Source organism: Marinobacter panjinensis, assembly GCF_005298175.1.
Taxonomy (GTDB): Bacteria; Pseudomonadota; Gammaproteobacteria; order Pseudomonadales; family Oleiphilaceae; genus Marinobacter; species Marinobacter panjinensis.
Genome location: NZ_SZYH01000001.1, coordinates 934377 through 958822, shown reverse-complemented (window position 1 = coordinate 958822; position 24446 = coordinate 934377). Strand labels below are relative to the sequence as shown.

The following is a 24446-nucleotide window of genomic DNA, read 5'->3' as shown; positions in this document are numbered from 1 at the left end:
CATTGTGGGGGATTTCTCGTTCACGGTATCAGGACGTCGCCTCGGCGCCAACCGCCGGCGTGGGCGATTCAGCCCTTTCGGGTGCTCTTCCCAGCCTCATGGCATTGAGTACCACGATCAGCGAACTGAGGGACATGCCGATTGCGGCCAGCCAGGGGGGGACCAGTCCGGCCGCCGCCAGGGGGAGGGCACACAGGTTGTAGCCAAGTGCCCAGGCCATGTTCTGGCGAATGATACGACGGGTACGCCGGGCTGTTTTGAGCGCTTCGGGCAGCTGGGTCAACTGGCCGTTGAGCAGAACGGCGTCCGCTTTGAGCTGCGTCAGGTCAGCGGCGCTGCCCATGGCCACTGAAACGCCTGCGCCGGCCATTGAAGGCAGATCGTTGAGGCCGTCGCCCACCATCATGATGTGCCGGCCTTGATCCCGTAGCGCTTCCAGCACCTGAAGTTTGTCCTCGGGGGACGCCTGGCCAATGGCTTCATCGATGCCTAACATTTTTGCAATCTGAGCTACGTGGCCAGAACGGTCCCCGCTGAGCAGAATCGTTCGCAGGCCGGCCAGTTGCAACATCTGCACCGCTTCTCTTGCCTCTGGCCGGGGTTCGTCATCCAGGGTGAATCGGGCCAACCATTGGCTGTCGCTTGCCAGCCAGATTTCCATGCCCTGTTGATCGTCGCTTGCGGGTGGCGGCTGACCGATACTGGCCTCAACGAAATCCCGGTGGCCGATGTAAAAGCATTGTCCGGCCAGTTCGCCACAGAGGCCTCCCCCGAGATGGTTTTGCACGTTCCTGGCGGAGTTGCCATGGAGATGGTGGAAAACCCTGGCAATAGGGTGTTCCGAATGCTTCTCAAGGCTCGCAGCCGTTTCAAGACATTGTTCCTGGCTGAGGGAGCCGAACACGCGGGTGTCTACAAGACTGAGTTCGCCGCGGGTGAGCGTGCCGGTTTTGTCGAAAATCACGGTATCGATGGTGTTCAGCGATTCGAGGGTATGGCCGCGGGTGGGTAGCAGGCCAAGTTTGCGCAGGCGCATGGTTGCCGAGGTAATGGCCGTCGGTGTCGCCAGGGAAAGGGCGCAGGGGCAGGTAACCACCAGCACTGACAGGGTGATATCAAAGGCATTGTCCGCACCGGCAAGCCACCAGCCAATCCAGATCACCGGTGCCAGAACCAGTACGCGACTGACGAACACACCGGCAATGCGGTCAGCCATCAAGGCCACGGGCGGTTTCTCCGCCTGAACCCGGTCAAGAATGCGAAGGATGCCCGACAGCCGGGTCTGGGCACCGGCACGGCGGACTTCCACCTCCAGCGGATTTTCGCCATTCACACTGCCCGCATGTACCTCATCGCCGGGGTTCCGGGTTTCCGGCAGGTATTCCCCGGTCAGGGCGGCTTCGTTCAGGGTGGAATGGCCACTGACAATCACGCCATCGGCCGGCAGGGTTTCCCCGGGACGGACCCTGATAAGGTCACCCGTAGCCAGGTCATGGCTTGAGACAATCTCGCTGTCATTCCCCCTGACACGGCTGGCCACCATGGGCTGGAACCCGGCGAGTGCGTTGCCGGTCAATCCTGCCCGGTAACGTGCCTGCATCTCGATATACCGGCCAAGCTGGAGAAAAAAGGTGAACATGCACACGGATTCGAAATAGACCTCCTCGCCACCGAACACGGTAACCCAGATGCTGGCAACATAGGCCAGGCCGATGGCGGTGGCCACCGGCACATCCATGGTCAGGTGGCGGCTGCGAAGATCCCTTACCGCGTTGGTAAAGAAGGGGCGGGCACTGTAAAGCACCACGGGGGTGGCCACCAGAAGACTGAACCAGCGGAAGAAACTGACAAATTCCGGAGACAGTTCACTGACCAGCTCGAAGTACAGTGGGAAGGCCAGCATCATGGTCTGGAAGGACCCGATGCCGGCAACCGCCAGGCGAATCAAGGCGGACCGGTGTTCGGCTTTCAGCGCTCGTTCGGCCTCATCGGCCTGGTAGGGGCGGGCACGGTAACCCAGTTCGTGGATGGCAATCAGCAGGTCGCTGAGCCTGGCCTGTTCCGGGTTCCATACCAGGCGAGCCCGCTGGGTGCTGTGATTGACGGAGAAAGACATCACCCCCGACTGCTTTGCCATATGGTTCTCAAGCAGCCATATGCAAGCAGCGCAAGTGATGTCGCTGATCAGCAGCGTGGCTTCCTGGCCCGACTTGACCGGTGAGACGAACGATTTCTGTACCAGTGGATGGTCCAGTTCGCGTATTCGGTTGAGCTCAGTATCTGTCAGCTCTTTCGGGGTGACAGCCGGTTCGGTGCGGAATTGATAGAAACCATCGAGACCTTCTGCCCGGATCGTCTCGCAAACGGCTTTGCAGCCCTGGCAGCAAAAGTGACGCAGCTCTCCGTCAAGCTCGAGCGTAATGGCGGGTTTACCGGGCGCAGGCTCGCCGCAATGATAGCAATTCAAGGGGTTCACCCGCGGTCTTCAGCGCCCGCACCGAGGGTCAGTGGACGATCTGATGGCAGGTTGGACTCGCCTTTCAGGCGCCAGTCGTTATCCGGACCCCGTAAATCGAAGTACCAGCGACCCTCAATGGGCTGGTTCAGCTTCGCTGTGTACTGTCCTTCGCCTACGGCTCGGAACTGGACGGTACGGTCGCGGTCGGAGAGCGTGGGGTGAAAAAGGTTAAGAATCAGGTAAGGATAATCAGCCCGGCCATTCTTGCTATCAACGGACAGAGTGATTCGTTGTTCGGCAAAGGCCATTTTGGCCCTCAGGCCCAGGTCTTTTGCTGCTTGATCCCGGGCAATCTCCATATTGTAACCGCGGCCTTGCTTGGAATAATCATCAGTCACCATGGAGTTCTGCGTGGTGATTGCCACCGTGAGCATGACAGTACACCAGGCTATCGCAGCTCCCGGAAACATAAGCAGGAACCAGAGCCAGGGCTGACGGAACCAGGGCTTGATATCCAGATCTTCATTCATAGCTGTATCTCTCAGTGCTACTCCCGAATGACGACTCCGGGATCAGCGATTGGGACCGACAAAACGGCTTTCGGTTTCAAGAACGAGGTTTTTATCGGATTGTGATTCAAGCGTAAACACAATGTCATTGTTGCTTTCCGTAATGACCTCTGGCGCTACATCCACTACCGTTGGCAAAGAACGGTTCTCGCTGCTCTCCACGGTGACTGTGTCCTCGGTCAGTATGCGGATGCCCTCCATGCCCGAAACCGAGATAGTAAATGTTTGCGGTACTTCCGACATGTTGGCAATTTTCAGCGTGTAGGTGTTCTCGATTCGGCCCTCGCCGTTGTAGTTGAAGAGGGCGCCGCGATCCCTGAGAACGTCCAACTGTGCCGGAACCCTGGTGGCAATCGTAAATGCGATCGCGGCCATCATTGCCAGCAGTACCAGCCCGTAACCAAAGGTTCGCGGCCGCAGGAGTTTGGAGGTCTTGCCCTCCAACTCGTTTTCCGTGGTATAGCGGATAAGGCCGCGTGGATAATTCATCTTGTCCATGACCTCGTCACAGGCGTCGATGCACAGGGCGCAGCCAATACACTCGTACTGCAGACCGTCGCGGATGTCGATGCCGGTGGGACAGACCTGGACACACTGGCCGCAGTCGATGCAGTCACCCAGGCCCAGCTCTGCGGGATCCACCCCTTTCTTTCGGCTACCCCGGGGCTCTCCCCGATTGGGGTCATAGGACACCACTCGGGTGTTGGGGTCGAACATCACGGACTGGAAACGGGCGTAAGGGCACATGTACAGGCACACCTGCTCACGCATCCAGCCGGCGTTCAGGTAGGTGGCCACGGTAAAGAAGCCTACCCAGAAGTAGGCCCAGCCATTGGCCTGCAGGGTAAACAGGTCCGTGATCAGTTCACGGATGGGGTAGAAGTAACCGACAAACGTGAGGCCGGTAGCGAGTGCGATCAACAGCCATGCGGAGTGCTTCGCCGATTTCTTGGCGATCTTCTCGGCGGAACTGGGCGCCTTGTCCAGTTTGATGCGCTTGTTGCGGCCGCCCTCAATGCGTTCTTCGACCCACATGAAGATAAAGGTCCAGACGGTCTGCGGGCAGGTATATCCGCACCAGACCCTGCCGAACAGAGTGGTGATGAAGAAAAGGCCAAAGGCACAGATAATGAGCATTCCGGACAGAAGGATGAAATCCTGGGGATAGAAGGTGGCACCATAAAGGTGAAATTCACGTGCCGGAAGGTCAAAGTGAATCAGCGGCTGGCCATCCACGGTTATCCAGACGAACAGAAAATACATGCCCATCAAAGCCGTCAGGCTGACATTGCGGATACGCTGAAAGAAGCCCTTGACCTCTTTTACGTAGATCTTCTTGCGGCTGGCGTAAAGCTCTACAGTTCCGGAATTTTTGTTTTTGTTCTCGGAGGCGTCAGAGGATGGGTCAACCTGCTTGACCGGAATCTCACTGCTCATCGTTAACCTCCCGATGATGTGGCGCCCATATCACAGCGGACTGTGGGGCAGGGGATCTTCTCAAGCCTGTGCCCGCGCGGGCAGACACAGGGTTGAGCAGACCGTGCCGGGGCCCTGGCCCCGGCCGGATACTCAGTTGGACAGGCTGTAGACGTACGCAGCCAGAATCTGGATCTGGTCGTCAGAAAGCCGGTCGCCCTGGGCAGGCATCTGGTTCTGCCGGCCGTTAACAACGGTTTCCCTGATCCAGTCATAGGTGGAACCGTAGAGCCAGCTGTTGTCCGTCAGGTTCGGAGCACCAAGCGCCTGGTTGCCCTTACCGTCCGGACCATGGCAGGCCACGCAGGCCTGGGCATAGACCTCTTCACCCTTCTTTGCCGCTTCCGCGTCCTTTTCCCGGCCGCTGAAGCTCAGCACAAAGTTAACAACCTGGTCGACCTGGGCATTGGTCATGTTCGGCATGGTACCCATGGCCGGCATGTTGCCGTTACGACCCTCGTGAAGCGTGGTCAGGATCGAGTCAGGGTCTCCCCCGTACAGCCAGTCGTCGTCGGTCAGGTTAGGGAAGCCGAGAGATCCCCGGCCAGCCGAGCCATGACAGGTGGCGCAGTTATTGGCAAACAGTCGCTGGCCCATTTTCATGGCATCGTCGTTTTCTGCCAGCTCCGGCACTGGCGTGTCACCGAACTTTGCGTAGAGCTCCCCGTAGCGTTCGTCAGCCTCCTGCATCTCGGTTTCCCACTGGCCGGTGGAGGACCAGCCCAGCAGACCCTGGAAGTTGCCAAGGCCCGGATACAGGGCCAGATAGCCCAGGGAAAAAATACAGGTGGCAACGAACAGGTAGAACCACCACTTCGGTAGCGGGTTGTCATATTCCTCGATGCCATCGAAGGAGTGACCCACAGTCTTGTCAGTTTCAGTATCAGTGGTCTGGCTTTTGCGGGTGGCAAGCAGAAGCCACCAGCAACCGAACACGGTACCGAGCACGATCACGCTGATCCAGATGCTCCAGAAGGTACTCATTGTTTTTTCTCCGTTTTTTCCTGTTCAAGAGTACGCTTTTCCACTTCATCATCATCGAAGGGAAGGTGGGCCGCTTCTTCGTTGGCTTTCTTGCGGTGAGAACTGTAGGCCCACCAGATGATGCCGAAGAACATGGCCATGATGACCAGTGTATGAACGCCGCGTAACTCGTTTAAATCCATGGGAATCACCGTTTCTCTGAGATCACGGTACCAAGCTGTTGCAGGTACGCGACGAGAGCTTCGATTTCAAATTTGCCCTTCACCTCGTCAGCGGCCTCAGCAACCTGCTCATCCGTATATGGCACACCGAGGGTCTGAAGTGTTCTCAGCTTGGCCTCAGTGTCGGTGTGGTCGACGCGATCCTGGAACAGCCAGGGGAAGGCCGGCATGTTGGATTCCGGGACCACGCTACGCGGATCGTACAGGTGCTGGCGCTGCCAGGCGTCAGAGTAACGTCCACCTACGCGAGCAAGGTCAGGACCGGTACGTTTGGAGCCCCACAGGAACGGACGGTCGTAGACGAATTCGCCCGCAACGGAGTAGTGGCCGTAGCGCTCGGTTTCGGCGCGGAATGGGCGGATCTGCTGGGTATGGCAAACGTGGCAGCCTTCGCGGATATAGATATCCCGGCCTTCCAGTTCCAGCGCAGACAGCGGTTCCAGGCCCTCTACCGGTTCGTTGGTTTCATCTATGAAAAACAGCGGAACCACTTCGGCAAGGAAACCGCCACTGATGGTCAGGATAATCAATACGATCATTATCCCGATGTTCTTTTCAATAATTTCGTGCTTCATCAGTACTGTCTCCCGTTACGCCGCTTGCGCTGCTGTGTTGTCCTGAGCAACCGCATCTTTCTGACGCACGGTCATGTAGACGTTGTATGCCATTACCAGCATACCGGCCAGGAAAATCACGCCACCAAGGAACCGTACAAAGTAGCCTGGGTAGGACGCTTCGAGTGCTTCAACAAAACTGTAGGTCAGCGTGCCGTCCTCGTTGACAGCGCGCCACATCAGGCCTTGCATGATGCCGTTGACCCACATGGCGACGATATAAAGCACGGTGCCGACCGTCGCCAGCCAGAAGTGCACGTTGATCATGGCGGTGCTGTACATGGCCTGGACGCCCCACAGCTTGGGGATCAGGTGATAGACGGCACCAATGCTGATCATGGCAACCCAGCCAAGGGCGCCGGAGTGAACATGGCCAATGGTCCAGTCGGTGTTGTGGGACAGGGCGTTCACCGTCTTGATGGACATCATCGGGCCTTCAAACGTAGACATGCCGTAGAACGACAGGGATACCACGAGGAACCGCAGGATCGGGTCAGTGCGCAGTTTGTGCCAGGCGCCTGACAGGGTCATCATACCGTTGATCATGCCGCCCCATGAGGGAGCCAGCAGAATCAGGGACATTACCATACCCGCAGTCTGTGCCCAGTCCGGCAGTGCGGAATAATGCAGGTGGTGGCCACCGGCCCATACATAAGTGGCGATCAGTGCCCAGAAGTGCACGATTGACAGGCGGTAGGAGTAGACAGGACGGTTCGCCTGTTTGGGCACAAAATAGTACATCATGCCCAGGAAGCCAGCGGTCAGGAAGAAACCAACGGCGTTGTGTCCATACCACCACTGCATCATGGCGTCAGTGACCCCGGCATACGCGGAGTATGACTTGAAGGCAGTCGCTGGCAGCGCCATGCTGTTGCCGATGTGTAGTACGGCAACGGTGATGATGAAGGCGCCATAGAACCAGTTTGCCACGTAGATGTGCGGCGTGCTGCGCTTCATGATGGTACCGAAGAACACCAGTGCGTAGGCTACCCATACCAGGGTGATGGCGATGTCGATGGGCCACTCGAGTTCGGCGTATTCCTTGGAGGTGGTCAACCCCATTGGCAGGGTAATAGCAGCCGCCACGATAATGGCCTGCCAGCCCCAGAAGGTAAACGCGGCCAGTGCGTCTGAAAACAGACGGGCCTGGCAGGTGCGCTGCACCACGTAGTAGGCTGTCGCGAACAGTGCGCTTCCGCCAAAGCCGAAGATAACGGCATTGGTATGCAACGGCCGTAAACGGCCGAAATGGGTCCAGGGCAGGTCGAGGTTGAGGGCGGGCCAGACCAGTTGTGCTGCAATCAGCACGCCCAGGGCCATACCGACAATCCCCCATACCACTGTCATGATGGCAAACTGCCTTACCACCTTGTAGTTGTATGTCAGGTTTGGATTTACTGTGCTCATAGCCTTACCAATGGGTTCAGAGTGGGAAAGATGCGGGCGCAAGTATGGAGAAAGCATTAGCTGTTTGCAATGACACAGATCAACTCGCCAGCTCTGTCAAATGCGTCTAAATCAGTAACATGGCGAATATATTAGAGTATTTATGATTGCACAGGAGCGGAGAGGAAACCGACCCGATCTGCGGTCGTCTGCGCCATTGATCCCGGCTCCTTTCTGGAGGTTTAGTGAATCCCTTAACTTTTTACAAGTCCGAAGCGCGGGGCGGACTCCCCGCGCCCCGGCTGGTATTGGCCCATGGAGCCGGAGCCCCGGCCGATTCAGCCTTTATGGAGCGCCTGGCTTCAGCGCTTTCCGCAGAGGGAGTAGCGACGCTGCGGTTTGAGTTCCCTTACATGGAGAAGCGCCGGCAGGATGGGCGGAAACGACCACCGGACCGGCAGCCGGTGCTGTTGGACCATTTTCGCGAGGTAATCGCCGCCGTTGTTGCGGAACCTGTGGAAGGCAGCCGCCTCTTTATTGGTGGTAAGTCGATGGGCGGCAGAATGGCCAGTCAACTGATCGCGCAGGCGGAACTGGAGCCTGAGGTTTGTGGTGCGGTCTGTTTCGGGTACCCGTTTCATCCACCGGGCAAGCCGGATCGCTGGCGGACCACTCATCTTCAGGACCTGCGTCGCCCACTTCAGATTATTCAGGGCACCCGTGACCCGTTTGGCCGAAAGCACGAGGTAGAGGCACAAGGCCTGGACTCATTAGAGAATCTTTGCCTTTCGTGGCTGGAGGGCGGTGACCATGATTACCGGCCGCTGGCGCGGCAACCGGAGACACATGAAGAGATGATCCGGCAGGCCGCAAGGGTCGCAGCAGGTTTTATTCACCGTGGGGAGTAGACCAGGAGGGCGCCGGCTCTGACTGTTCGGCCCGGTTCCTGCCTGCAGCCTTTGCTCTGTAGAGCGCTTCGTCAGCTCGCCGGAAGAGCTCTCTTTCGTCCTCTCCCGGGATCAGGGTTGCGGTACCCGCACTCATGGTCAGGGAGAGGTACGCACCATCAGTGGTAACCATTCGTGAACTGGCCAGGTCTTCCAGGATCTGCTCACAGAGTCTGCGTGCACCGTCGGCGCCGGTACCCGGCAACAATATTGCGAACTCCTCGCCGCCGAAGCGGATCGCCACATCCCTTGGCCGTTTGACGTGTCGCCTGAGTATGTCGGCAATGTGCTGCAGGCACTGGTCGCCGAAATCGTGTCCCCAGTCATCGTTGACCGCCTTGAAATGATCAGCGTCGAGCAGCGCAATGGTCAGTGGCTGGCCGCTCCGACGGGACTCAGCGCATAACTCGGGCAAGAGGTTATCGAGATGGCGACGGTTGTGGAGTCCGGTCAGTGCGTCATTGAGGCTGAGTGTGGCCAGCTGTCGGTTGGCCCGCTCCAGCTCCCTCATGGTGTTGCGTAGTTGGGCGGTGCGCTCATGTACCTTGAGCTCCAGATTGGTGCGGGCGTTCTGCTCCACGTCGAGCAGTTTCTGGTTTAACAGCCGCCAGCGTTGAACCATGGCATAGTTCAACAGGATCACCTGGGCGCCCACGGCCACCTGCATGAAAATCTCCCGTGCCAGGAAGTCAGCAAGGTAGCCGAAGGCGGCAAGCGCGTATATGAGAGCGCCCGCCAGCATTCCGGACCAGGCCATCACGTACCACTTGGCAGGCAGGTATCCCTGGCGCCAGCGAACAAGCCCGATCAGGAACAGGCTTGCAATAATGATCAGGGCGACAGTGGTGCTCAGCACGATGGACTTGTTATAGGGCAGGATAAATGCCATCACAAACAGGCCGAGGCTGGTCAGCGCGAGGCCCCGGAGCACCCGGTCCGACCTTGAGCCAGGCTGGATTTCAAGGAACGAACGGCCGAACAGCGTCATGGCCAGGGAGCTGACAGACATCAGCATCGGAATAGAGGTGTTGGCAAAGCCTGCGCTGTCTGGCCAGAAGTATTGATTGGCAAAGCCCCCCATGGCAAACAGGAAAAGCCCCAGTGACGCCATATAAAAGGCGTTGTAAAAGTAGTAGACAGTGCCTGAACTGAAGAACAACAGCAGGTTGAACGCTGCAAATACAAGCAGAGCGCCATAGAACAGACCGTGAACCAGGGTCAGGTGATTGCTTTGGGCAATGGTTGCCTCCGGGGTTTCCAGGGACAGGGGAACATTCAGGGCGCCACTGCTGCGAATGCGGATGGTGATGGTCCTGGTTTCATTGGCACCAAGCGTGACGGGGAGCAGGAAATACCGGTAATCTATGCCCCGCGACATGAACGGATACTGGTCTCCGGTGGCTATGGCTGCTGTGCCGTCGTTGCCTGTCTGCCAGAAGGTGACTTCATCGAGCAGCGGATAGTTGAGTTTGAGGTACCAGAGTTGTCCGGTATCGCCGGAATTGCGCACGTTGAGGCGGACCCAGTAAACCGCGTCAGTGTGACTGAACACCAGGTCGTGGCCGTTGGCCGCTTTCCAGTGGGTGTCAGCCGACAGTGCTTCCGGTGTATTGGCCTGATGGGCAGGTTCCCCGGGCGGGGCGCTGAGGAAGCACACATGGTCCATCAGCGACGCTCGCTGCTCAGGGTTGTTGGCATCCAGTGTCGGGCACTGTTCAGTCTGTGCCGGAGGGGCTGCGATGGCCAAACCTGTGGTAAGTAACATCGCAACAATCGGGATGAAATAACGCAGGTACAGCAGCATTCAAGGTATTCCTGCCAACGGAAAGCTGGATAGTGTAGTCAATTGCGAGCCGTGTGGATGTTAAACAGTTTCAAATTTAAGGGTTCCCGATGGGAACCCGGTTCAGGTGACGGATGGAACAACTGATTGCCTTCTGCCGGCCAGGCTTCGAAACAGAAGCAGGCCGGGAGATTACCGATGCAGCTGCAGCACAGGGTGTCTACGGCTACTTCGAGCCCGGAAATTCCCGGGGCTTCGTTATTTTCAACCTTCCCGGCCCGGCCCTGGCGGATACTCTGCTGGCCCGGTTGTCCATCCACTCGCTGGTATTCGTCAGGGACTGGTTTGTCGTTCTGGCGGAGGTGGCGTTGCCGCCTGCGGACCGTGTGGGTGCCGTTATTGATGGCCTGAAGTCGGCGGATGCTGAAATTCCACCCTGTGCGCGGGTGGAAATCCGTTTGCCTGAAAACAACAGCGACCCGGATCTTGGCAATTTTGCCCGCAAATGGGTGTCGCCGCTTTCGAAGGGCCTGCGAGGAGCGGGCTTATTGCAGCCTGACCCCAGGGCGGACTCGCCGGCCCGTCTGGAGTTGCTGCTGCTTGGCTTTGACCGGGTTATTGCAGGTGTCAGTGTGGCGGGTAACCGGGCCCGCTTTGTCAGCGGGATTCCACGTTTGCGCTTGCCGGCCTCGGCGCCCAGCCGCTCGGCACTGAAGCTGGAAGAAGCCTGGAAGGTGTTTCTGCCCCCGGAGGTGGAACTGGACTACCTGGGCGGCGGAAAACAGGCGGTGGATCTGGGTGCGGCTCCCGGTGGCTGGACATGGCAACTGGTCAGGCAGGGTATGATGGTAACCGCGGTTGATAACGGGCCAATGAATGGCGACCTGATGGCTTCCGGCCACGTCGAACATATTGAAGCTGATGGCTATCAGTGGCGGCCCAGGAGAGGGGTGGACTGGATGGTCTGCGATATCGTCGATCATCCTCGGCGTACCGCGGCACTGGCAGTGGACTGGCTGAATCAGAAACTGTGTCGCTACACGGTGTTCAACTTGAAGCTGCCAATGAAAAAACGGTACGACGAGTGGTTGATTTGCCGGGATATTCTGGAGCAGGGGCTGGCCCGGACCGAAATGAACTTCCGTATCAGGGCCCGCCACCTCTATCATGACCGTGAGGAGATTACCTGCTTTGTCGAGCGACTCGGCTGAAGGCCATTACCACGGTATCAGTTACTGTGTTGCAGTACCGTGATGATTTCCTCCCGGTCCATCATTGGGATCAGCTCAGCCATCAGCTCCCGGCGTTCTTCGGACTGGAACCAGCGTTGCCAGTCGGCTTCCGAGCGCCAGTTGGCAAGGGTAAATCGATGGTTCGAATCGTGGGTGTCCACAAGGGTTTCACCGGACACAAAGCCTGGTGCACTTACGGCGTTCTGAAGAACCTTGCGGGATCTCTCCTCGTAAGCGGCTTCAAGCGATTCGGCAATATGGCGTTCAATCAGTACCCGGATCATTGATTACCTCGTATTGTTTTGACAACTATAAACAATAATTTAGCACGTATTTTTCAAATTTCAGGTGGAATTTCAGGAGGACAGACGTTGGGACACCCGGATTATGACGCAGAACTGGATGCCCGGGGGCTGTTTTGCCCTGAACCGGTCATGATGTTACACAACCGGATTGTCGAGATCAGCCCCGGTGCCGTGTTGAAGGTAGTGGCAACGGATCCTTCCACAACCCGGGACATTCCGCGATTCTGTCAGTTTCTTGACCATGAACTGGTATACAGCGGCGAAGATGAAAAAGACTTTGTGTTCTTTATCCGCCGCGGCAGCTGATTAAATCTGTCAGGATTCGCCGGAAATCCCGAGTGCATCGAGATGGCCAAGAAACTGGTCACGGTCCATCTCGCCCAGTACCCGCGCTGATTCCATTTCTGCACCGGTGTCGTGATAGAACAGGATAGCCGGCGGTCCGAACAGGCCCAGCTCGTCCAACAGGGCCTGTTGCTCCGGCGTGTTATCAGTCATGTCCAGTTGCAGGAGTTTGTAGGGGGCCAGCGCCTGGATAACGCCAGCGTCACTGAAAACATTGCGTTCCATAACCTTGCAGGAGATGCACCAGTCGGCGTAAAAATCGAGCATCACAGGGGTGCCGTTCCGGCTGGCCAGCTGGAGCTCGTTACGAATGTCCGCCGGTGATTCCAGCCGGATAAACTCCGCATGGCTGGCCGCAGCGCCTGCCGGGGAGATTCCGGCCATGGGCTGGTTTGATGCAGTGAATGCTGCCAGGGGTTTGAGTGGATCATTGGCTCCGGACACAGCACCGGCAAGCAGTGCTATGCCATAGGCAAACATAACCAGTCCCATCCCCTTGCGGGTACGTTCCCAGCCAGCTTCGGCGGCGTCAAAAGCGCCCAGCTGCACGCCCGTAATGGCCGCCAGCAATCCCCACAAGGTCAGTGCCACCCATCCGGGTACCATTCGTTCGACCAGCCAAATGGCGACCGCCAGCAACATGACGCCGTAGAATGCTTTGACAACGTTCATCCACGGACCGGTGGTGGGGAGAAATTTACGACCCCCAACGGCCACGAGGATCAGCGGGATGCCCATCCCCAGGCCCAGGGCGAACAGGGCAACACCACCGATCATCGCGTCCTGGGTGGTGCTGATGTACAGCAGGCTTCCGGCAAGTGGTGCGGAAACACAGGGAGACACAATCAGGGCGGACAGGGCGCCGATTCCGAAAATACTGGCTACGCGGGTTCCTGTAAGGCGGTGGCTGGCGTTGTCCAGTGGTTCGCGGATAAACCGGGGCAGCTGGATTTCAAACAGGTTGAACATCGACAGCGCAAATACCACGAACAGCGCTGCAAAAACGCTTAACACCCAGGGGGATTGCAGGTGGGTCTGCAGGTTGAAGCTGGCGCCAAGTAACCCGGTCACGACCCCTGCCGCAGCATAGGTGAGGGCCATGCCAAGTACATAGCTGGAGGAAAGCAGCAGCGCGTGGCCTGTTGTGCTGGTGTTGCGGGATGACACCAGGGACGAAATGATCGGCACCATGGGTAGCACACAGGGCGTGAACGTCAGCCCTAATCCCAGGAGCAAAAACAGGCCGGCTATTACAAGAGTGGACTGATTGGCGAGAAAGCCCGCCAGACCTGTTGCAGTGGACGTGTCTTCAGGCGGCTGCTGAGCATTGCCGGAGGAAGCGGAACCCCCTGAGCTGCTGGCTGGTGTGGCATCCGGGTTGTCACCGGCGCTGGCGTAGTAGAGCACGTCCCGGGTCTGGGGGGGATAACAGAGCCCGGCGTTGGCGCAGCCCTGATAGGTCACCTGCAGTTCCGCCTCTCGCACGCCGTCGGGAAGGGTTACCGGAACCCGGGCCTCGACTGGCTCATAGAAGACGGTAACCTTGCCGAAGAACTCATCCTCGGTGTTGGTACCGGTATAGGAAAATTCCGGTTCACCCAGTGTGACACCCTCGGTATCACTGCTGATGCTGATACGTTCCTGGTACAGGTAATGATCAGGTGCAATGTCCCAGGACAGTAGGACAGCGCCGTTGTCCGCGGTAAAGCTGAATGGCAGTGCCTCATCTACGGGGAGGAAGCCGTTGCTGTTGCCGAACAGGGAGCTGCCGGCACCGGCAGCCAGTGTTGAGAGAAAAGACAATGCCAGAAACAGGCATGCGCTGCTCAAAACCCTGAAAGGGGCATTACTGCATGAGGTTGTGGTGCTGCTGCCGGTCATAGTCAATAGAGTACCGTTGGTGGATCCGGGTTTCTCCCGCGCCGAATCCGGGGGGGGTTGAGACGGCACGGCTTCAAGTTGCAATGGACACAGTTACCAGGCAAAAGTTCCCTCTGGTATTGAACGGTCTAAAGTCGCACAATACCCGTCCCATGAGACATGATCCAGACGATCTTATCATGCTGTTTAATGACCTGTTCCGGGATGAGTACCGGACTGTTCTGGTCAGGGGCGGCGATGAACCCGAGTATCTGCCGGCGACGGAGCCTGACGGCTTCGCACAGATTATCTTTGCTCACGGCTATTATGCCAGTGCACTGCATGAAATCAGTCACTGGTGTATTGCTGGCGAGTACCGGCGCAGACTCCGGGATTTCGGTTATTGGTATTGCCCTGATGGCCGCAGCGCGGAACAGCAGCGAGCTTTTGAAAAGGCGGAAATAAACCCCCAGGCCCTGGAATGGCTGTTTTCGGTTGCAGCAGGCGCTCGTTTTCACATCAGCGTCGACAATCTATCCGGTACCGGAGCATGGGACGAAGACGCCTTTCGCAGGAATGTGACGGCGCAGGCCAATGACTACCTGGAGCATGGCTTCCCGGTTCGCGCCGGTCAGTTTTTTCAGACGCTCAGACTATTTTATGGAACCGAGGCTGGATTTAACGAAGTCTGGAACAAAGAGACCAGGCGCCTGATGCCCGAATGTTCCGTTACAGACACCGAGGTAAATTGAAGCAATATGACATCTGACGCACCCGAAGCCGGCAAAACACTTTTCAAAGATCTGAACCTGGACCAGAGAGTACTCGATGCCATTACCGATATCGGCTTTGAGCATTGTACGCCGATCCAGGCAGAAACCCTCCCGTTCACATTGGCCTGCCAGGACCTGATCGGTCAGGCGCAGACTGGCACTGGCAAAACCGCAGCCTTTCTGATTACTGCTATTCAGAGCATGCTGGAAACACCGATTCCGGAAACGGACCGATTGGCGTCGGAACCCAGAGTGCTGGCCCTGGCGCCCACGCGGGAACTGGCGATGCAGATTGCCAAGGATGCCGAGCAGCTCTGCGGTTACACCGGGCACAACGTGGTCACCGTGGTAGGCGGAATGAACTACGACAAGCAGCGTGACCAGTTGCAGAACGAGATTGTCGATATCCTGGTGGCCACGCCGGGGCGTCTGATCGATTTCCTGGGCTCCCAGGACGTGTTTCTGGACCAGCTGGACATCCTCATCCTGGACGAAGCAGACCGGATGCTGGATATGGGGTTCATTCCGGATGTGAAGCGCATTATCCGCAAATGTACCCCGAAAGAAGAGCGCCAGACGTTGCTGTTCAGTGCCACCTTTAATCAGGATGTGCTTAACCTGGCCTCCATGTGGACCCGCAACGCTGAGTTCGTGGAAATCGAGCCGGAACAGAAAACCGCCGAACGGGTGAAACAGACCGTCTATCTGGTAGGTGAAGACGAGAAACTGCCGGTACTGGTGAACTACCTCCAGCGCCCGGAGGTTGAGAAGGCCCTGGTGTTTGCCAATCGCCGTGACCAATGCCGTGATCTGGATGAGGACTTGCGGAACCAGGGCGTCAAGGTGGCGCTCATGTCCGGTGAAATTGCCCAGAACAAACGTCTCAAGACCCTGGAGCAGTTCAAGGAAGGCAGTATTCAGGTGCTGGTGGCCACTGATGTGGCAGGGCGTGGCATTCACGTTGACGGTGTGACCCACGTTTTCAACTATAATCTTCCCGAGAATGCCGAGGATTACGTCCACCGTATCGGGCGTACCGGTCGTGCTGGAAAGCACGGCGTTTCTGTCAGCTTCGCCAGTGAGGATGACGCCTTTTCATTACCGGCTATCGAGTCCTATATTAGCCAGAAGCTGACCACAGCTGTTCCTGACGAAGAGCTGATGACCGTGCTCGCCAAACCGCCGATCACCCGCAAACGCGGTGGCCGTCGCCCCCAGGGCGGTCGCGGCGGCAATCAGCGCCAACGCAGGAACTAAAGGGCCGGGAAGTAACATCATGCGGATAGTAGCGGACGAAAACATACCCTTGCTGGATTCCTTCTTCGGCGACATCGGCGAGATACACCGCGTGTCCGGCCGCACCATGTCGGCAACTGACGTGCAGAACGCGGATATCCTGCTGGTTCGTTCGGTTACCCGGGTCAATCAGGCGTTACTGGAAGGCAGTCGTGTGCGCTTCGTCGGTACCTGTACCATTGGTACAGACCACGTTGATCAGCAATGGCTGGCCTCCAGTGGCATTGCGTTTTCAGCAGCACCCGGTTGCAACGCCAACAGTGTGGTTGAGTATGTGCTGTCGGTCATCTCGCTGCATGCCGAAAGGCGCGGTGTGGCTGACTGGTCAAAGCTCAGTGTCGGTATCATTGGTGCCGGTAACGTGGGTGGAGAGCTGGCACACAAGCTGGAGCGGCTGGATTTCGATGTTGTGTGTTGTGACCCGCCACGCGCCGAACGGGAAGGCGACGACGGTCAGGCTTTTGTCAGCCTGGAAGAGGCGATGGCCTGCGACGTAGTTACGCTGCATACACCATTGATCCGGGAGGGAGACCACGCCACGCTGCACCTGTTCGGACAGGATCGATTGTCTGCCTTGAAAGAACACCAGCTGCTGATCAATACCAGCCGTGGAGAGGTCATCGATACCTCTGCCTTGCTGGCGCGCCTGGATGAGCCCAATGCCCCCACGGTCGTGCTAGATGTATGGGAACAGGAGCCGCGCATACACGCCGAGCTGTTGGAGAAGGTCTGGCTTGCCACGCCCCATATTGCGGGTTATAGCCTGGAGGGCAAGGTGCAGGGCAGTGAAATGGTTTACCAGGCCCTGAGCCGTTACATGGGCCTGCCTGCCCGCAAGAAGGCGGGACAGTTTTTACCGGAACCGGCATTGGCCAAGCTATCGTTCACCAGTGCGGCGCAGGAAATGAGTTCGGCGAATATCGCCATACGATCCTGCTACGATCCCCGTCAGGATGATGCCCGGATGCGTCTGGCCATGTCACTTCCTGCCGAGGAGCGGGGGCCTGCGTTTGACCGGCTGCGCCGGGATTATCCGGTGCGGCGGGAGTTTTCCAGTGTCAAGATTCAGCTCAAGGGCACCAGCAAGTCCATGCAGGATACTTTCCGGGCCCTTGGCTTCAAGCTGAAGCTCTAGTTACAGCTGCGCTGTTTGCAGTGCCTCAATTCGTCTCTCAAGGGGCGGGTGGGTCATGAACAGGGCGCTGAGTCCCGCCCGTGCACCCCGGTTGATGCCAAACGCCTGCAGGCTTTCGGGCATCTGGTCGGGCACTTCGCTCTCCTGTTTTAGCCGGGCCAGGGCATTGATCATGGCGCCACGGCCTGCCAGTTGGGCGCCCGCAATGTCGGCCCGGTATTCCCGGCGGCGGGAGAACCAGAACACGATGGTACTGGCAAGGATGCCCAGCACGATCTCTGCTGCAATACTCACCACGAAAAAGCCAATACCGTGGCCGCTCTCGTTCTTGAACACCACACGGTCCACAAAAGACCCGATCACCCGGGATGCGAAAATCACGAAGGTGTTGACCACGCCCTGAATCAGGGCGAGCGTGACCATGTCCCCGTTGGCAACGTGGCCGATTTCATGGCCCAGCACCGCACGGATCTCGTCCTTGTTGAAGCGGTGCAGCAGGCCCTCACTGACCGCCACCAGAGAGTTGTTCTTGTTCCACCCCGTCGCAAAGGCGTTGGACTGGGATGCGGGGAAGATGGCCACCTCGGGCATGCCGATGCCGGCATTCTTGGCCAGATCCCGCACGGTATCCACCAGCCAGCGTTCAGCCGGGGTTCTGGGTGATTCGATCACTTTGGCCTTGGTGCTCCATTTGGCCATGGGCTTGGAAATCAGCAGCGAGACTATGGCGCCGGCAAAGCCAAAAACGGCCGCGAAGGCCAACAGCGAGCCGTACTGGATCCCGTTCTGGGCGAGGTAGCTGTCGACGCCCAGCAGTCTCAGGGTGAAGCTGGCAACCAGGATGACTGCCAGGTTGGTAGCAAGAAAAAGCAGAATACGCATCTTGAATTCCCTGTTGAATCGTCAGCCGCAGACAGCGGCTTGTACCTGCAAGCTTATATGTGGCTTGTGTCGCCATGTTCAACAGGCTTACACCGATTTAATGATCGGCCTTGTCACGAAAGAACGTAGCCTGCATCACGCGGCTGATTTTGGCGGAGCTGCCACTTCGAAGGGCGGTGCGGAGCATGTGAATGTGGGTGGAGAAGTCCTCACGGATCGCCGGTGGCAGGTCCCGACTGCTTTCGGCAGCGGCTTCCTCCTGCAGATCCGGGCTGGCTGGTGAGCTCAGGCGAACGAACGCCTCCTGGGTGAGCACGGCCTGATCCAGGGCTTCCTGGCGGATGGTGTCCACGAAACGCAGCAGATTTTCTTCAGCCAGCCACAGCAGGGTGCCGAAACACGCCATATGCCGCTTGCTGTGCAGCCCGAATTCATCCGGCTCGTCGGGGCCGGCAATGTCTTCCACGAACAGGTTCACCCGGCGGGGGAAGGCGTTGTAGAGTTGAACCAGGGCGATTGCGGCGTCCTTGTAGAACTCTTCAATATGAATGTCCGCCATAAAGCCCTCTGTTACAGCTGATAAGAAGACAGGAAGTGTGCCAGACGCTTCATGGCGTCCTCCAGCGTGTCCTCCCGGGGCAGGAACACCACGCGCAAATGCTGTTTGTCGTCGATATTGAAGGCCGAGCCCTGGACCAGCAGGATGCGCTCCTGCAGCAGCAGGTCCAGCACCAGCTTTTCGTCATTGACGATGGGGAAGCGCTTCGGATCCAGCCTGGGGAACAGATAGAGTGCGCCCTTGGGCTTCACGCAACTGACCCCGGGGATATCATTGAGCAGGTTCCAGGCCGTCTCCCGCTGCTCGAACAGGCGGCCGCCCGGTGCTACCAGATCGTCAATAGACTGGTAGCCCCCCAGGGCAGTCTGGATGGCAAGCTGGGCCGGTACATTGGCACACAGGCGCATGTTGGAGAGCATTTCGATGCCCTCGATCAGGTCCCGTGCGCGGTGCTTGGCGCCACTGATAATCATCCAGCCGGAGCGATAGCCGGCAGCGCGGTAATTCTTGGACAGCCCGTTATAGGTAAAAAACAGCACGTCGTCCGCCAGTGACGCGGTAGGAATATGCTCGGTACCATCGTAGAGGATCTTGTCGTAGATTTCGTCCGACAGCACGATCAGGTTGTGCTGTCGGGCCAGTTCCACCACCTGTTCCAGCAATTCGCGGGAATAAACGGCACCGGTCGGGTTGTTGGGGTTGATCAGCACGATGGCACGGGTTCGACGGGTGATTTTCTTGCGGATATCGTCGATGTCCGGGAACCAGTCCTGTTGCTCGTCGCAACGGTAGTGCACCGGCTTGCCACTGGACAGGGTCACGGCGGCGGTCCACAGGGGGTAGTCGGGGGCCGGGATCAGTACCTCGTCGCCGGTGTTGAGCATGGCCTGCATGGACATCACGATCATCTCGCTGACGCCATTGCCGAGGAAGATATCGTCGATATCCACCTTGTCGATGCCCCGTTGCTGGCAGTAGTGCATCACCGCCTTGCGGGCAGAGAACAGGCCCTTGGATTCCACATAACCCTGGGCCAGGTGCATGTTGTAGATCACGTCCTGCTGAATTTCCTCGGGAACATCCAGCTCAAAAGCCGCAGGGTTGCCGATATTCAGTTTCAGAACCCGATGGCCCTCCTCTTCGAGACGACGGGCCTCGCGCAGAACCACGCCACGTATCTCGTAACACACGTTATCCAGCTTGGCGGATTTGAGATAGTTCTGCATAAGCCCGGTAATTCCTCAGTAAAAGACACAAGCCTGTATTCTAGCGGAGCAAAGGCCGGCGACAACAGGCCAATTGTGATGAATTGTGGCACAGAAGCGGAGATTTAACGCCCAAAGCTCACAGTTTCCATGAACTGAACGAGTTATCGATCGGGATTCGGTTGTAAATCCAGTTGTGCACAATATAATAGGGGCAAATTTAAAGGAGCAGAATCATGAGCAGCCAAAGCGTCTACGACTTCACCGCGACAGACATTCGTGGAGAAGAGCATTCCCTTGACGAGTTCCGCGGCAAGGTACTGCTGATCGTGAATACGGCCAGCAAGTGCGGTTTCACCCCTCAGTTCGAAGGGCTGCAATCCCTGTATGCGGACCTGAAAGAAAAGGGGCTTGAGGTGCTGGGTTTTCCCTGCAACCAGTTCCGGAATCAGGACCCGGCAGACGACAAGGCCATCAGCGAGTTCTGCTCTGTGAATTATGGCGTGGATTTTCCCATGTTTGCCAAGATTGAGGTCAATGGGCCGAACGCTCACCCCCTGTTCGAGTACCTCAAGCACAACGCCAAGGGTCTGTTGGGATCAGAAGCGGTGAAATGGAACTTTACCAAGTTTCTCGTTAACCGTGAGGGCGAGGTTGTGGGTCGGTACCCGCCAACGACGAAGCCATCCGCCATTCGTAACGACATTGAGAAGTTGCTGTAAGTCATGGCATCTGAAGACGATATGCTGGCCCTGGACAACCAGCTCTGTTTTGCGCTTTATGCCGCCAACCGGGCTGTTACTGCCCGCTATCGCCCATTGCTGGCCGAGCTCAATCTGACCTATCCCCAATACCTTGTCATGTTGGTATTGTGGGAGGCCGGCCAGGAAGGAACAACCGTCAGAGTGTCAGATCTGGGAAAGCGGTTACGCCTTGATTCCGGCACCCTGACGCCGTTGCTCAAGCGCCTGGCTGAGCGGGATCTGGTGACCCGTCTGCGAGACACCGCCGATGAGCGGGTGGTTACCGTAGCGCCTACCGAGAAAGGCATTGCCATGCGCCAGCGGGCCAGGGATATTCCAGGCCGGCTGCTGTGTGGTACCGGGATAGACCAGGCGCGCATCGTGGCACTCCGAGAGGAGCTGCGTTCGGTGCTCAGCCTTCTTGAGGCTCAGGGGGAGCCCAGCGATCGATAACCGATTTAAGGTCGGCTCTGTTGTAGGGTTTGGTGATGTAATCGTTCATCCCGCATTCCAGGCAATCGTCCCGGTCTCCTTGCATGACATTGGCGGTCACGGCAATGACCGGCAAGTCCCGCCAGGCCGGATTCTCCCGTATCTCGCGGGTGGCCTCGTAGCCATCCATCACCGGCATCTGGCAGTCCATCAGCACAACATCGAACTTCCCTGATTTCAGTGCCTCCAGCGCACGCTTGCCATTTTCCGCCAGAGTGACCTTGTGGCCCAGTTTTCGCAGCATGCTGCTGGCAACCACCTGGTTGACCTGGTTGTCCTCAACCAGCAACAGGTTCAGCGATCTTCTGGCGCCTGCTCCTTTCCCTTCATCCTTTTCATGGTCTTTCTTTACGGGCTTCAGTCCGGCTGCGGCGCAAAGTGTACGGAACAGCTGATCCCGCCTCAGGGGCATGGACAGGATCTGTTGATTGCCGTCAGCCGCCGCGGTGCCGTTTCTGTCCACCAGAATAACGCCGGCACCTGACCATTGGGCCGCCATCTGCTGGCCTGAACTGTTTTCTCTGTCTGCCGCTACCATCAGGATACCGCCGCCGTTGCGGGCTGCATCACGCACGGGAATGCTCCAGGCTCTCAGCTGGCTTTCGATGGGCAGTCGGTGCGGATGTTCATGGGGTATGGCCATATCCACACCTGAGGTTCTGACAATGGTCGGTATGTCTACCGGCGTTATCCCGGATCCACCCTCGTCGTGAACCGGCAGGGGCAGGTTCACGGTAAAGTGTGTACCCCGGCGCTCTTCGGAATCCACCAGAATCTGGCCATGCATGCGTTCCACCAACTGCCGGCACAGGGTCAGACCCAGCCCGGTCCCGCCATACAGTCTGGTGGTGTCGGCGTCAGCCTGGGAAAAGGGTGAAAAGATCCGGTGCAACCCTTCCTTGGACATGCCGATACCGGTATCAATCACATCAATCCGGAGATTACCGTTGAAGCGGGTTGCACGAATTCGAACGCTGCCCTGATCGGTAAACTTTATGGCGTTACTTAACAGGTTATTGAGAACCTGCCGGGTGCGGGTCGGGTCACCGAGAAAAGTTTCAGGCAGATCGCACTCAATATCGGTCACCACATCGATGTTCTTGCGACGGGCCTGTTGAGAATGAAGTGTTGCGCATTCCTCGATCAGATTGCGGATACTGAAAGGAATGTTCTCAAGGCTGAGCTTGCCGGCCTCGACCTTGGAAATGTCGAGGATATCGTTCAGCAGTCCAAGCAGGCTTTGCCCGGCGTTGAGTGCGATCTCCAGGCGGTTGCGCTGAGCCGGTTCCAGGTCACCTTCCAGCGCCAGGCCAAGCATCCCCAGAACCCCATTGAGTGGCGTCCGGATTTCGTGGCTCATACTGGCCAGGAAATTGGCCCGGGAGCGGGCCCGGCGGACTGCATCTTCCTTGGCTCGTACCAGCGCGCGATTGCCTCGCTGGAGGGCTTCGTTCTTTTCAGAGATCTCCCGGGTGCGGTCCTCCACCTCCTGTTCCAGCTGCGTGGAGTAATTCTTTATGGCGCTTTCTGCAGTTCGCAACTGCTCAAGACTGGCGTCCATGGTCTCTAGGTGCAGATTGATGATGCCCACCATCTGACCGATTTCGTCTTCGCGGTGATTGTGGGGCACCGGCAGCCGGACTTTTTCCGGAGATTCAGCGCGCACGCGGCTCAGGGCGCCTATCACATTGAGCATGGGGCGGGTCAGAACGAAATAGAAAATGGCGAGCAGAGCAGCTGTCAGCACCAGACTTTTGAGCAATCCGCTGGCCAGGGTGTAGCCAGCCCTCTGCAGGAACATCAGGCCATAATGATAGGTGTCAATGGTGACGGTCAGGTACCCAAGGGAGAGATCGCTCAGTTGAGGCACCATCAGTTCCTGACTGAAAACACGGCTGTCGCCGAACAGCAGATCACTGATCCAGCGGTAGCGGGAATCCGGACTGCTCTGGCTGGCAGCGGCCATGGTCTGATCGTTGTTATCGATGATCCGGGCGTCAATGGTGGCAGGGTGACGGAGCAGGCCATCCAGCAACTCCTCTGCCAGCCGGATGTCGATGTTATAGGCAATCTGGGAGGCCGGGCTGTGGCTTATTTCGATCAGCGCGCGGATTTCCTGCTCCATGGAATCCCGGGCACTGAAATAATCAAGGGTGACCTGAACAACGTTGAGTATGAGACCCAACACCATTGCTATCAAAACGGTGTCCCGGGTGAGGCGGTAGGAAAGCCGTTTTTTGAATGGAGTTGTCACAGCGAATCTACAGTCCCTGTTTGTCAGCGTTTCAGATAATGTGGATGAGCCACTGCCCCGTGGCTAATCGTCGTAATCGGCCTTTTTGCGCCATTCCTCATCGTGCAGGAAGGTATCCCATTCGCGGTCCAGGCGCGATTGCCCCTCAGCGCTGCCCGGTGCCCCATCATCTTTCATGGCTTCCAGTTCCTTGATGCGGGTGCGGAAACTCTTGACCGCTTTCATGGCCATGGGGTTGTCCCTGGACTTGCCCATTTCAGTGCTGGCCAGATGATAGGCGTGAATTGCCTTGCGAATCTGGTTCTGCTTCACATAATCGCGGGCCTGAAATACGTGCAGGTCGGCGTGGGTCTTGTGTACCAGGAACAACACGAACTTCAGGTTCTTCTTGGCGGTGGCGCTGTCGATCTTTCCGGCCTTGTGCATGCCTTCAATCATTTTGAACAGGTTCTGCAGCAGCTCTTTGACATAGCTGGACTTTTCGGGCGAATCGATCTTGACGGGAGGGCGCCGGTCTTCGTTGTCCATTACCGCCTTTTTCAGTTGCTGGGCAGCACTGAGCCATTCACTGACGGGCTGGTCGGACTTCAGCGCCTTGAGGTCCTTGCAGGTTTCCTCCATGCGCCTGATCAACAGCAGTTTGAGATCGGTGGTGAGGTATTGGCCCGGAATCTCGGAAAGCAGGCGGTTGGCGCGATTGTAACTGTCTTCGAGGGCGGTGATCTTTCGTGCACGCTCAATACGGGCCCGTTCCCGCATCTGGCTGGCCACAATAATAACAATCGAAATGATAACGACAGCTGCCAGTAGCAGCACAATCATTGTGGTATCCATTCTATGGCAAAAGCTCCGGCTTATGGACGGCCACTGGGGGCTCCGGTGACTCAAATAAACCGGAGAAATCCAGCAAGTATCCGGAAGACTAGC

The 24446-nt window shown here is 57.6% G+C and carries 23 protein-coding genes; 8 read left to right on the top strand and 15 right to left on the bottom strand.

Annotated features, from left to right (window positions below; all coding sequences use genetic code 11):
• Nucleotides 1-28: 28 nt before the first annotated feature.
• The 7 genes from FDP08_RS04345 to ccoN form a co-directional block, all read right to left on the bottom strand.
• Nucleotides 29-2476 carry a heavy metal translocating P-type ATPase gene (locus FDP08_RS04345; protein ID WP_137434792.1) on the bottom strand — a complete coding sequence of 816 codons (2448 nt, stop codon included), beginning with the start codon at nt 2474-2476 and terminating at the stop codon, nt 29-31.
• On the bottom strand, nt 2473-2988 hold the full coding sequence (locus FDP08_RS04340) for a FixH family protein (protein ID WP_137434791.1): 516 nt from the start codon (nt 2986-2988) through the stop codon (nt 2473-2475). The genes FDP08_RS04345 and FDP08_RS04340 overlap by 4 nt, the downstream gene beginning before the upstream one ends.
• A 42-nt stretch (nt 2989-3030) precedes the next feature.
• Nucleotides 3031-4464: a cytochrome c oxidase accessory protein CcoG gene (gene ccoG, locus FDP08_RS04335; protein ID WP_137434790.1), complete on the bottom strand. Its 1434-nt coding sequence runs from the start codon at nt 4462-4464 to the stop codon at nt 3031-3033.
• Between the two features lie 132 nt (nt 4465-4596).
• Entirely contained in the window at nt 4597-5487 is an 891-nt protein-coding gene (gene ccoP, locus FDP08_RS04330) for a cytochrome-c oxidase, cbb3-type subunit III (RefSeq protein ID WP_137434789.1), read from the bottom strand.
• Nucleotides 5484-5669 carry a cbb3-type cytochrome oxidase subunit 3 gene (locus FDP08_RS04325; protein ID WP_137434788.1) on the bottom strand — a complete coding sequence of 62 codons (186 nt, stop codon included), beginning with the start codon at nt 5667-5669 and terminating at the stop codon, nt 5484-5486. Before FDP08_RS04325 ends, ccoP begins: the two co-directional genes overlap by 4 nt.
• 5 nt (nt 5670-5674) lie before the next feature.
• Nucleotides 5675-6283, bottom strand: a complete 609-nt coding sequence (gene ccoO / locus FDP08_RS04320; RefSeq protein ID WP_137434787.1) for a cytochrome-c oxidase, cbb3-type subunit II — start codon at nt 6281-6283, stop codon at nt 5675-5677.
• Nucleotides 6284-6298: 15 nt separating this feature from the next.
• Nucleotides 6299-7729 (bottom strand): cytochrome-c oxidase, cbb3-type subunit I, encoded by a 1431-nt coding sequence (gene ccoN / locus FDP08_RS04315; protein ID WP_137434786.1) that lies wholly within the window; start codon nt 7727-7729, stop codon nt 6299-6301.
• Between the two features lie 224 nt (nt 7730-7953).
• Here ccoN and FDP08_RS04310 point away from each other — a divergent pair, with 224 nt between their 5' ends.
• A complete protein-coding gene (locus FDP08_RS04310; protein ID WP_137434785.1) occupies nt 7954-8616 on the top strand; it encodes an alpha/beta fold hydrolase in 663 nt (220 codons plus the stop codon).
• Here the strand turns inward: FDP08_RS04310 and FDP08_RS04305 are convergent.
• A complete protein-coding gene (locus FDP08_RS04305) occupies nt 8597-10459 on the bottom strand; it encodes a sensor domain-containing diguanylate cyclase (protein WP_137434784.1) in 1863 nt (620 codons plus the stop codon). The genes FDP08_RS04310 and FDP08_RS04305 overlap by 20 nt on opposite strands.
• Before the next feature lie 113 nt (nt 10460-10572).
• Here FDP08_RS04305 and rlmM point away from each other — a divergent pair, with 113 nt between their 5' ends.
• Complete coding sequence (gene rlmM, locus FDP08_RS04300; protein ID WP_137434783.1) at nt 10573-11649, top strand: 23S rRNA (cytidine(2498)-2'-O)-methyltransferase RlmM; 1077 nt, start codon at nt 10573-10575, stop codon at nt 11647-11649.
• Nucleotides 11650-11666: 17 nt separating this feature from the next.
• Here rlmM and FDP08_RS04295 read toward each other — a convergent pair whose 3' ends face one another.
• Nucleotides 11667-11954: an antibiotic biosynthesis monooxygenase family protein gene (locus tag FDP08_RS04295; RefSeq protein WP_137434782.1), complete on the bottom strand. Its 288-nt coding sequence runs from the start codon at nt 11952-11954 to the stop codon at nt 11667-11669.
• A gap of 87 nt (nt 11955-12041) precedes the next feature.
• Between FDP08_RS04295 and tusA the strand changes: the two genes are divergently transcribed.
• Complete coding sequence (gene tusA / locus FDP08_RS04290) at nt 12042-12281, top strand: sulfurtransferase TusA (RefSeq protein WP_137434781.1); 240 nt, start codon at nt 12042-12044, stop codon at nt 12279-12281.
• Nucleotides 12282-12290: 9 nt separating this feature from the next.
• Here the strand turns inward: tusA and dsbD are convergent, their stop codons facing one another.
• On the bottom strand, nt 12291-14201 hold the full coding sequence (dsbD, locus tag FDP08_RS04285) for a protein-disulfide reductase DsbD (protein ID WP_137434780.1): 1911 nt from the start codon (nt 14199-14201) through the stop codon (nt 12291-12293).
• A 179-nt stretch (nt 14202-14380) separates the two neighbouring features.
• Between dsbD and FDP08_RS04280 the strand changes: the two genes are divergently transcribed.
• The 3 genes from FDP08_RS04280 to pdxB are packed head-to-tail and all read left to right on the top strand — an operon-like array spanning nt 14381 to nt 17384.
• Entirely contained in the window at nt 14381-14932 is a 552-nt protein-coding gene (locus FDP08_RS04280) for an elongation factor P hydroxylase (protein WP_282556802.1), read from the top strand.
• A gap of 6 nt (nt 14933-14938) precedes the next feature.
• On the top strand, nt 14939-16210 hold the full coding sequence (locus FDP08_RS04275; protein ID WP_137434778.1) for a DEAD/DEAH box helicase: 1272 nt from the start codon (nt 14939-14941) through the stop codon (nt 16208-16210).
• 19 nt (nt 16211-16229) lie between these two features.
• Nucleotides 16230-17384 (top strand): 4-phosphoerythronate dehydrogenase PdxB, encoded by a 1155-nt coding sequence (gene pdxB, locus FDP08_RS04270; RefSeq protein ID WP_137434777.1) that lies wholly within the window; start codon nt 16230-16232, stop codon nt 17382-17384.
• Here the strand turns inward: pdxB and htpX are convergent, their stop codons facing one another.
• The 3 genes from htpX to FDP08_RS04255 all read right to left on the bottom strand — a co-directional run bounded on the left by htpX (nt 17385) and on the right by FDP08_RS04255 (nt 20051).
• Nucleotides 17385-18266, bottom strand: a complete 882-nt coding sequence (gene htpX, locus FDP08_RS04265; RefSeq protein WP_137434776.1) for a protease HtpX — start codon at nt 18264-18266, stop codon at nt 17385-17387. It lies immediately after the preceding gene.
• A 97-nt stretch (nt 18267-18363) separates the two neighbouring features.
• Nucleotides 18364-18825, bottom strand: a complete 462-nt coding sequence (locus tag FDP08_RS04260; protein WP_137434775.1) for a hypothetical protein — start codon at nt 18823-18825, stop codon at nt 18364-18366.
• 11 nt (nt 18826-18836) lie between these two features.
• Nucleotides 18837-20051 carry a pyridoxal phosphate-dependent aminotransferase gene (locus FDP08_RS04255; protein ID WP_137434774.1) on the bottom strand — a complete coding sequence of 405 codons (1215 nt, stop codon included), beginning with the start codon at nt 20049-20051 and terminating at the stop codon, nt 18837-18839.
• A gap of 215 nt (nt 20052-20266) precedes the next feature.
• On the opposite strand from FDP08_RS04255, the gene FDP08_RS04250 reads away from it, so the two are divergent.
• Nucleotides 20267-20752 carry a glutathione peroxidase gene (locus tag FDP08_RS04250; protein WP_137434773.1) on the top strand — a complete coding sequence of 162 codons (486 nt, stop codon included), beginning with the start codon at nt 20267-20269 and terminating at the stop codon, nt 20750-20752.
• Between the two features lie 3 nt (nt 20753-20755).
• Nucleotides 20756-21226 carry a MarR family winged helix-turn-helix transcriptional regulator gene (locus FDP08_RS04245; RefSeq protein ID WP_137434772.1) on the top strand — a complete coding sequence of 157 codons (471 nt, stop codon included), beginning with the start codon at nt 20756-20758 and terminating at the stop codon, nt 21224-21226.
• Here FDP08_RS04245 and FDP08_RS04240 read toward each other — a convergent pair.
• Together FDP08_RS04240 and FDP08_RS04235 are read right to left on the bottom strand one after the other, a co-directional pair.
• The gene (locus tag FDP08_RS04240) at nt 21186-23456 is read right to left on the bottom strand and encodes a hybrid sensor histidine kinase/response regulator (protein ID WP_137437218.1); all 2271 of its coding nucleotides are present in this window, start codon (nt 23454-23456) and stop codon (nt 21186-21188) included. The genes FDP08_RS04245 and FDP08_RS04240 overlap by 41 nt on opposite strands.
• 126 nt (nt 23457-23582) lie before the next feature.
• Nucleotides 23583-24353: a hypothetical protein gene (locus FDP08_RS04235; protein WP_137434771.1), complete on the bottom strand. Its 771-nt coding sequence runs from the start codon at nt 24351-24353 to the stop codon at nt 23583-23585.
• Between the last annotated feature and the right edge of the window lie 93 nt (nt 24354-24446).

Bases quoted from the DNA above. Each gene is read 5' to 3' on its own strand.
- FDP08_RS04250 (WP_137434773.1), top strand. From the start codon at position 20,267: ATGAGCAGCCAAAGCGTCTACGACTTCACCGCGACAGACATTCGTGGA.
- FDP08_RS04305 (WP_137434784.1), bottom strand. From the start codon at position 10,459: ATGCTGCTGTACCTGCGTTATTTCATCCCGATTGTTGCGATGTTACTT.
- FDP08_RS04275 (WP_137434778.1), top strand. From the start codon at position 14,939: ATGACATCTGACGCACCCGAAGCCGGCAAAACACTTTTCAAAGATCTG.
- FDP08_RS04325 (WP_137434788.1), bottom strand. From the start codon at position 5,669: ATGGATTTAAACGAGTTACGCGGCGTTCATACACTGGTCATCATGGCC.
- FDP08_RS04280 (WP_282556802.1), top strand. From the start codon at position 14,381: ATGCTGTTTAATGACCTGTTCCGGGATGAGTACCGGACTGTTCTGGTC.
- FDP08_RS04255 (WP_137434774.1), bottom strand. From the start codon at position 20,051: ATGCAGAACTATCTCAAATCCGCCAAGCTGGATAACGTGTGTTACGAG.
- ccoG (WP_137434790.1), bottom strand. From the start codon at position 4,464: ATGAGCAGTGAGATTCCGGTCAAGCAGGTTGACCCATCCTCTGACGCC.
- FDP08_RS04340 (WP_137434791.1), bottom strand. From the start codon at position 2,988: ATGAATGAAGATCTGGATATCAAGCCCTGGTTCCGTCAGCCCTGGCTC.
- FDP08_RS04240 (WP_137437218.1), bottom strand. From the start codon at position 23,456: ATGGTGTTGGGTCTCATACTCAACGTTGTTCAGGTCACCCTTGATTAT.
- dsbD (WP_137434780.1), bottom strand. From the start codon at position 14,201: ATGACCGGCAGCAGCACCACAACCTCATGCAGTAATGCCCCTTTCAGG.
- FDP08_RS04260 (WP_137434775.1), bottom strand. From the start codon at position 18,825: ATGGCGGACATTCATATTGAAGAGTTCTACAAGGACGCCGCAATCGCC.
- FDP08_RS04245 (WP_137434772.1), top strand. From the start codon at position 20,756: ATGGCATCTGAAGACGATATGCTGGCCCTGGACAACCAGCTCTGTTTT.
- FDP08_RS04295 (WP_137434782.1), bottom strand. From the start codon at position 11,954: ATGATCCGGGTACTGATTGAACGCCATATTGCCGAATCGCTTGAAGCC.
- ccoN (WP_137434786.1), bottom strand. From the start codon at position 7,729: ATGAGCACAGTAAATCCAAACCTGACATACAACTACAAGGTGGTAAGG.
- htpX (WP_137434776.1), bottom strand. From the start codon at position 18,266: ATGCGTATTCTGCTTTTTCTTGCTACCAACCTGGCAGTCATCCTGGTT.
- ccoP (WP_137434789.1), bottom strand. From the start codon at position 5,487: ATGAGTACCTTCTGGAGCATCTGGATCAGCGTGATCGTGCTCGGTACC.
- rlmM (WP_137434783.1), top strand. From the start codon at position 10,573: ATGGAACAACTGATTGCCTTCTGCCGGCCAGGCTTCGAAACAGAAGCA.
- ccoO (WP_137434787.1), bottom strand. From the start codon at position 6,283: ATGAAGCACGAAATTATTGAAAAGAACATCGGGATAATGATCGTATTG.
- FDP08_RS04235 (WP_137434771.1), bottom strand. From the start codon at position 24,353: ATGGATACCACAATGATTGTGCTGCTACTGGCAGCTGTCGTTATCATT.
- pdxB (WP_137434777.1), top strand. From the start codon at position 16,230: ATGCGGATAGTAGCGGACGAAAACATACCCTTGCTGGATTCCTTCTTC.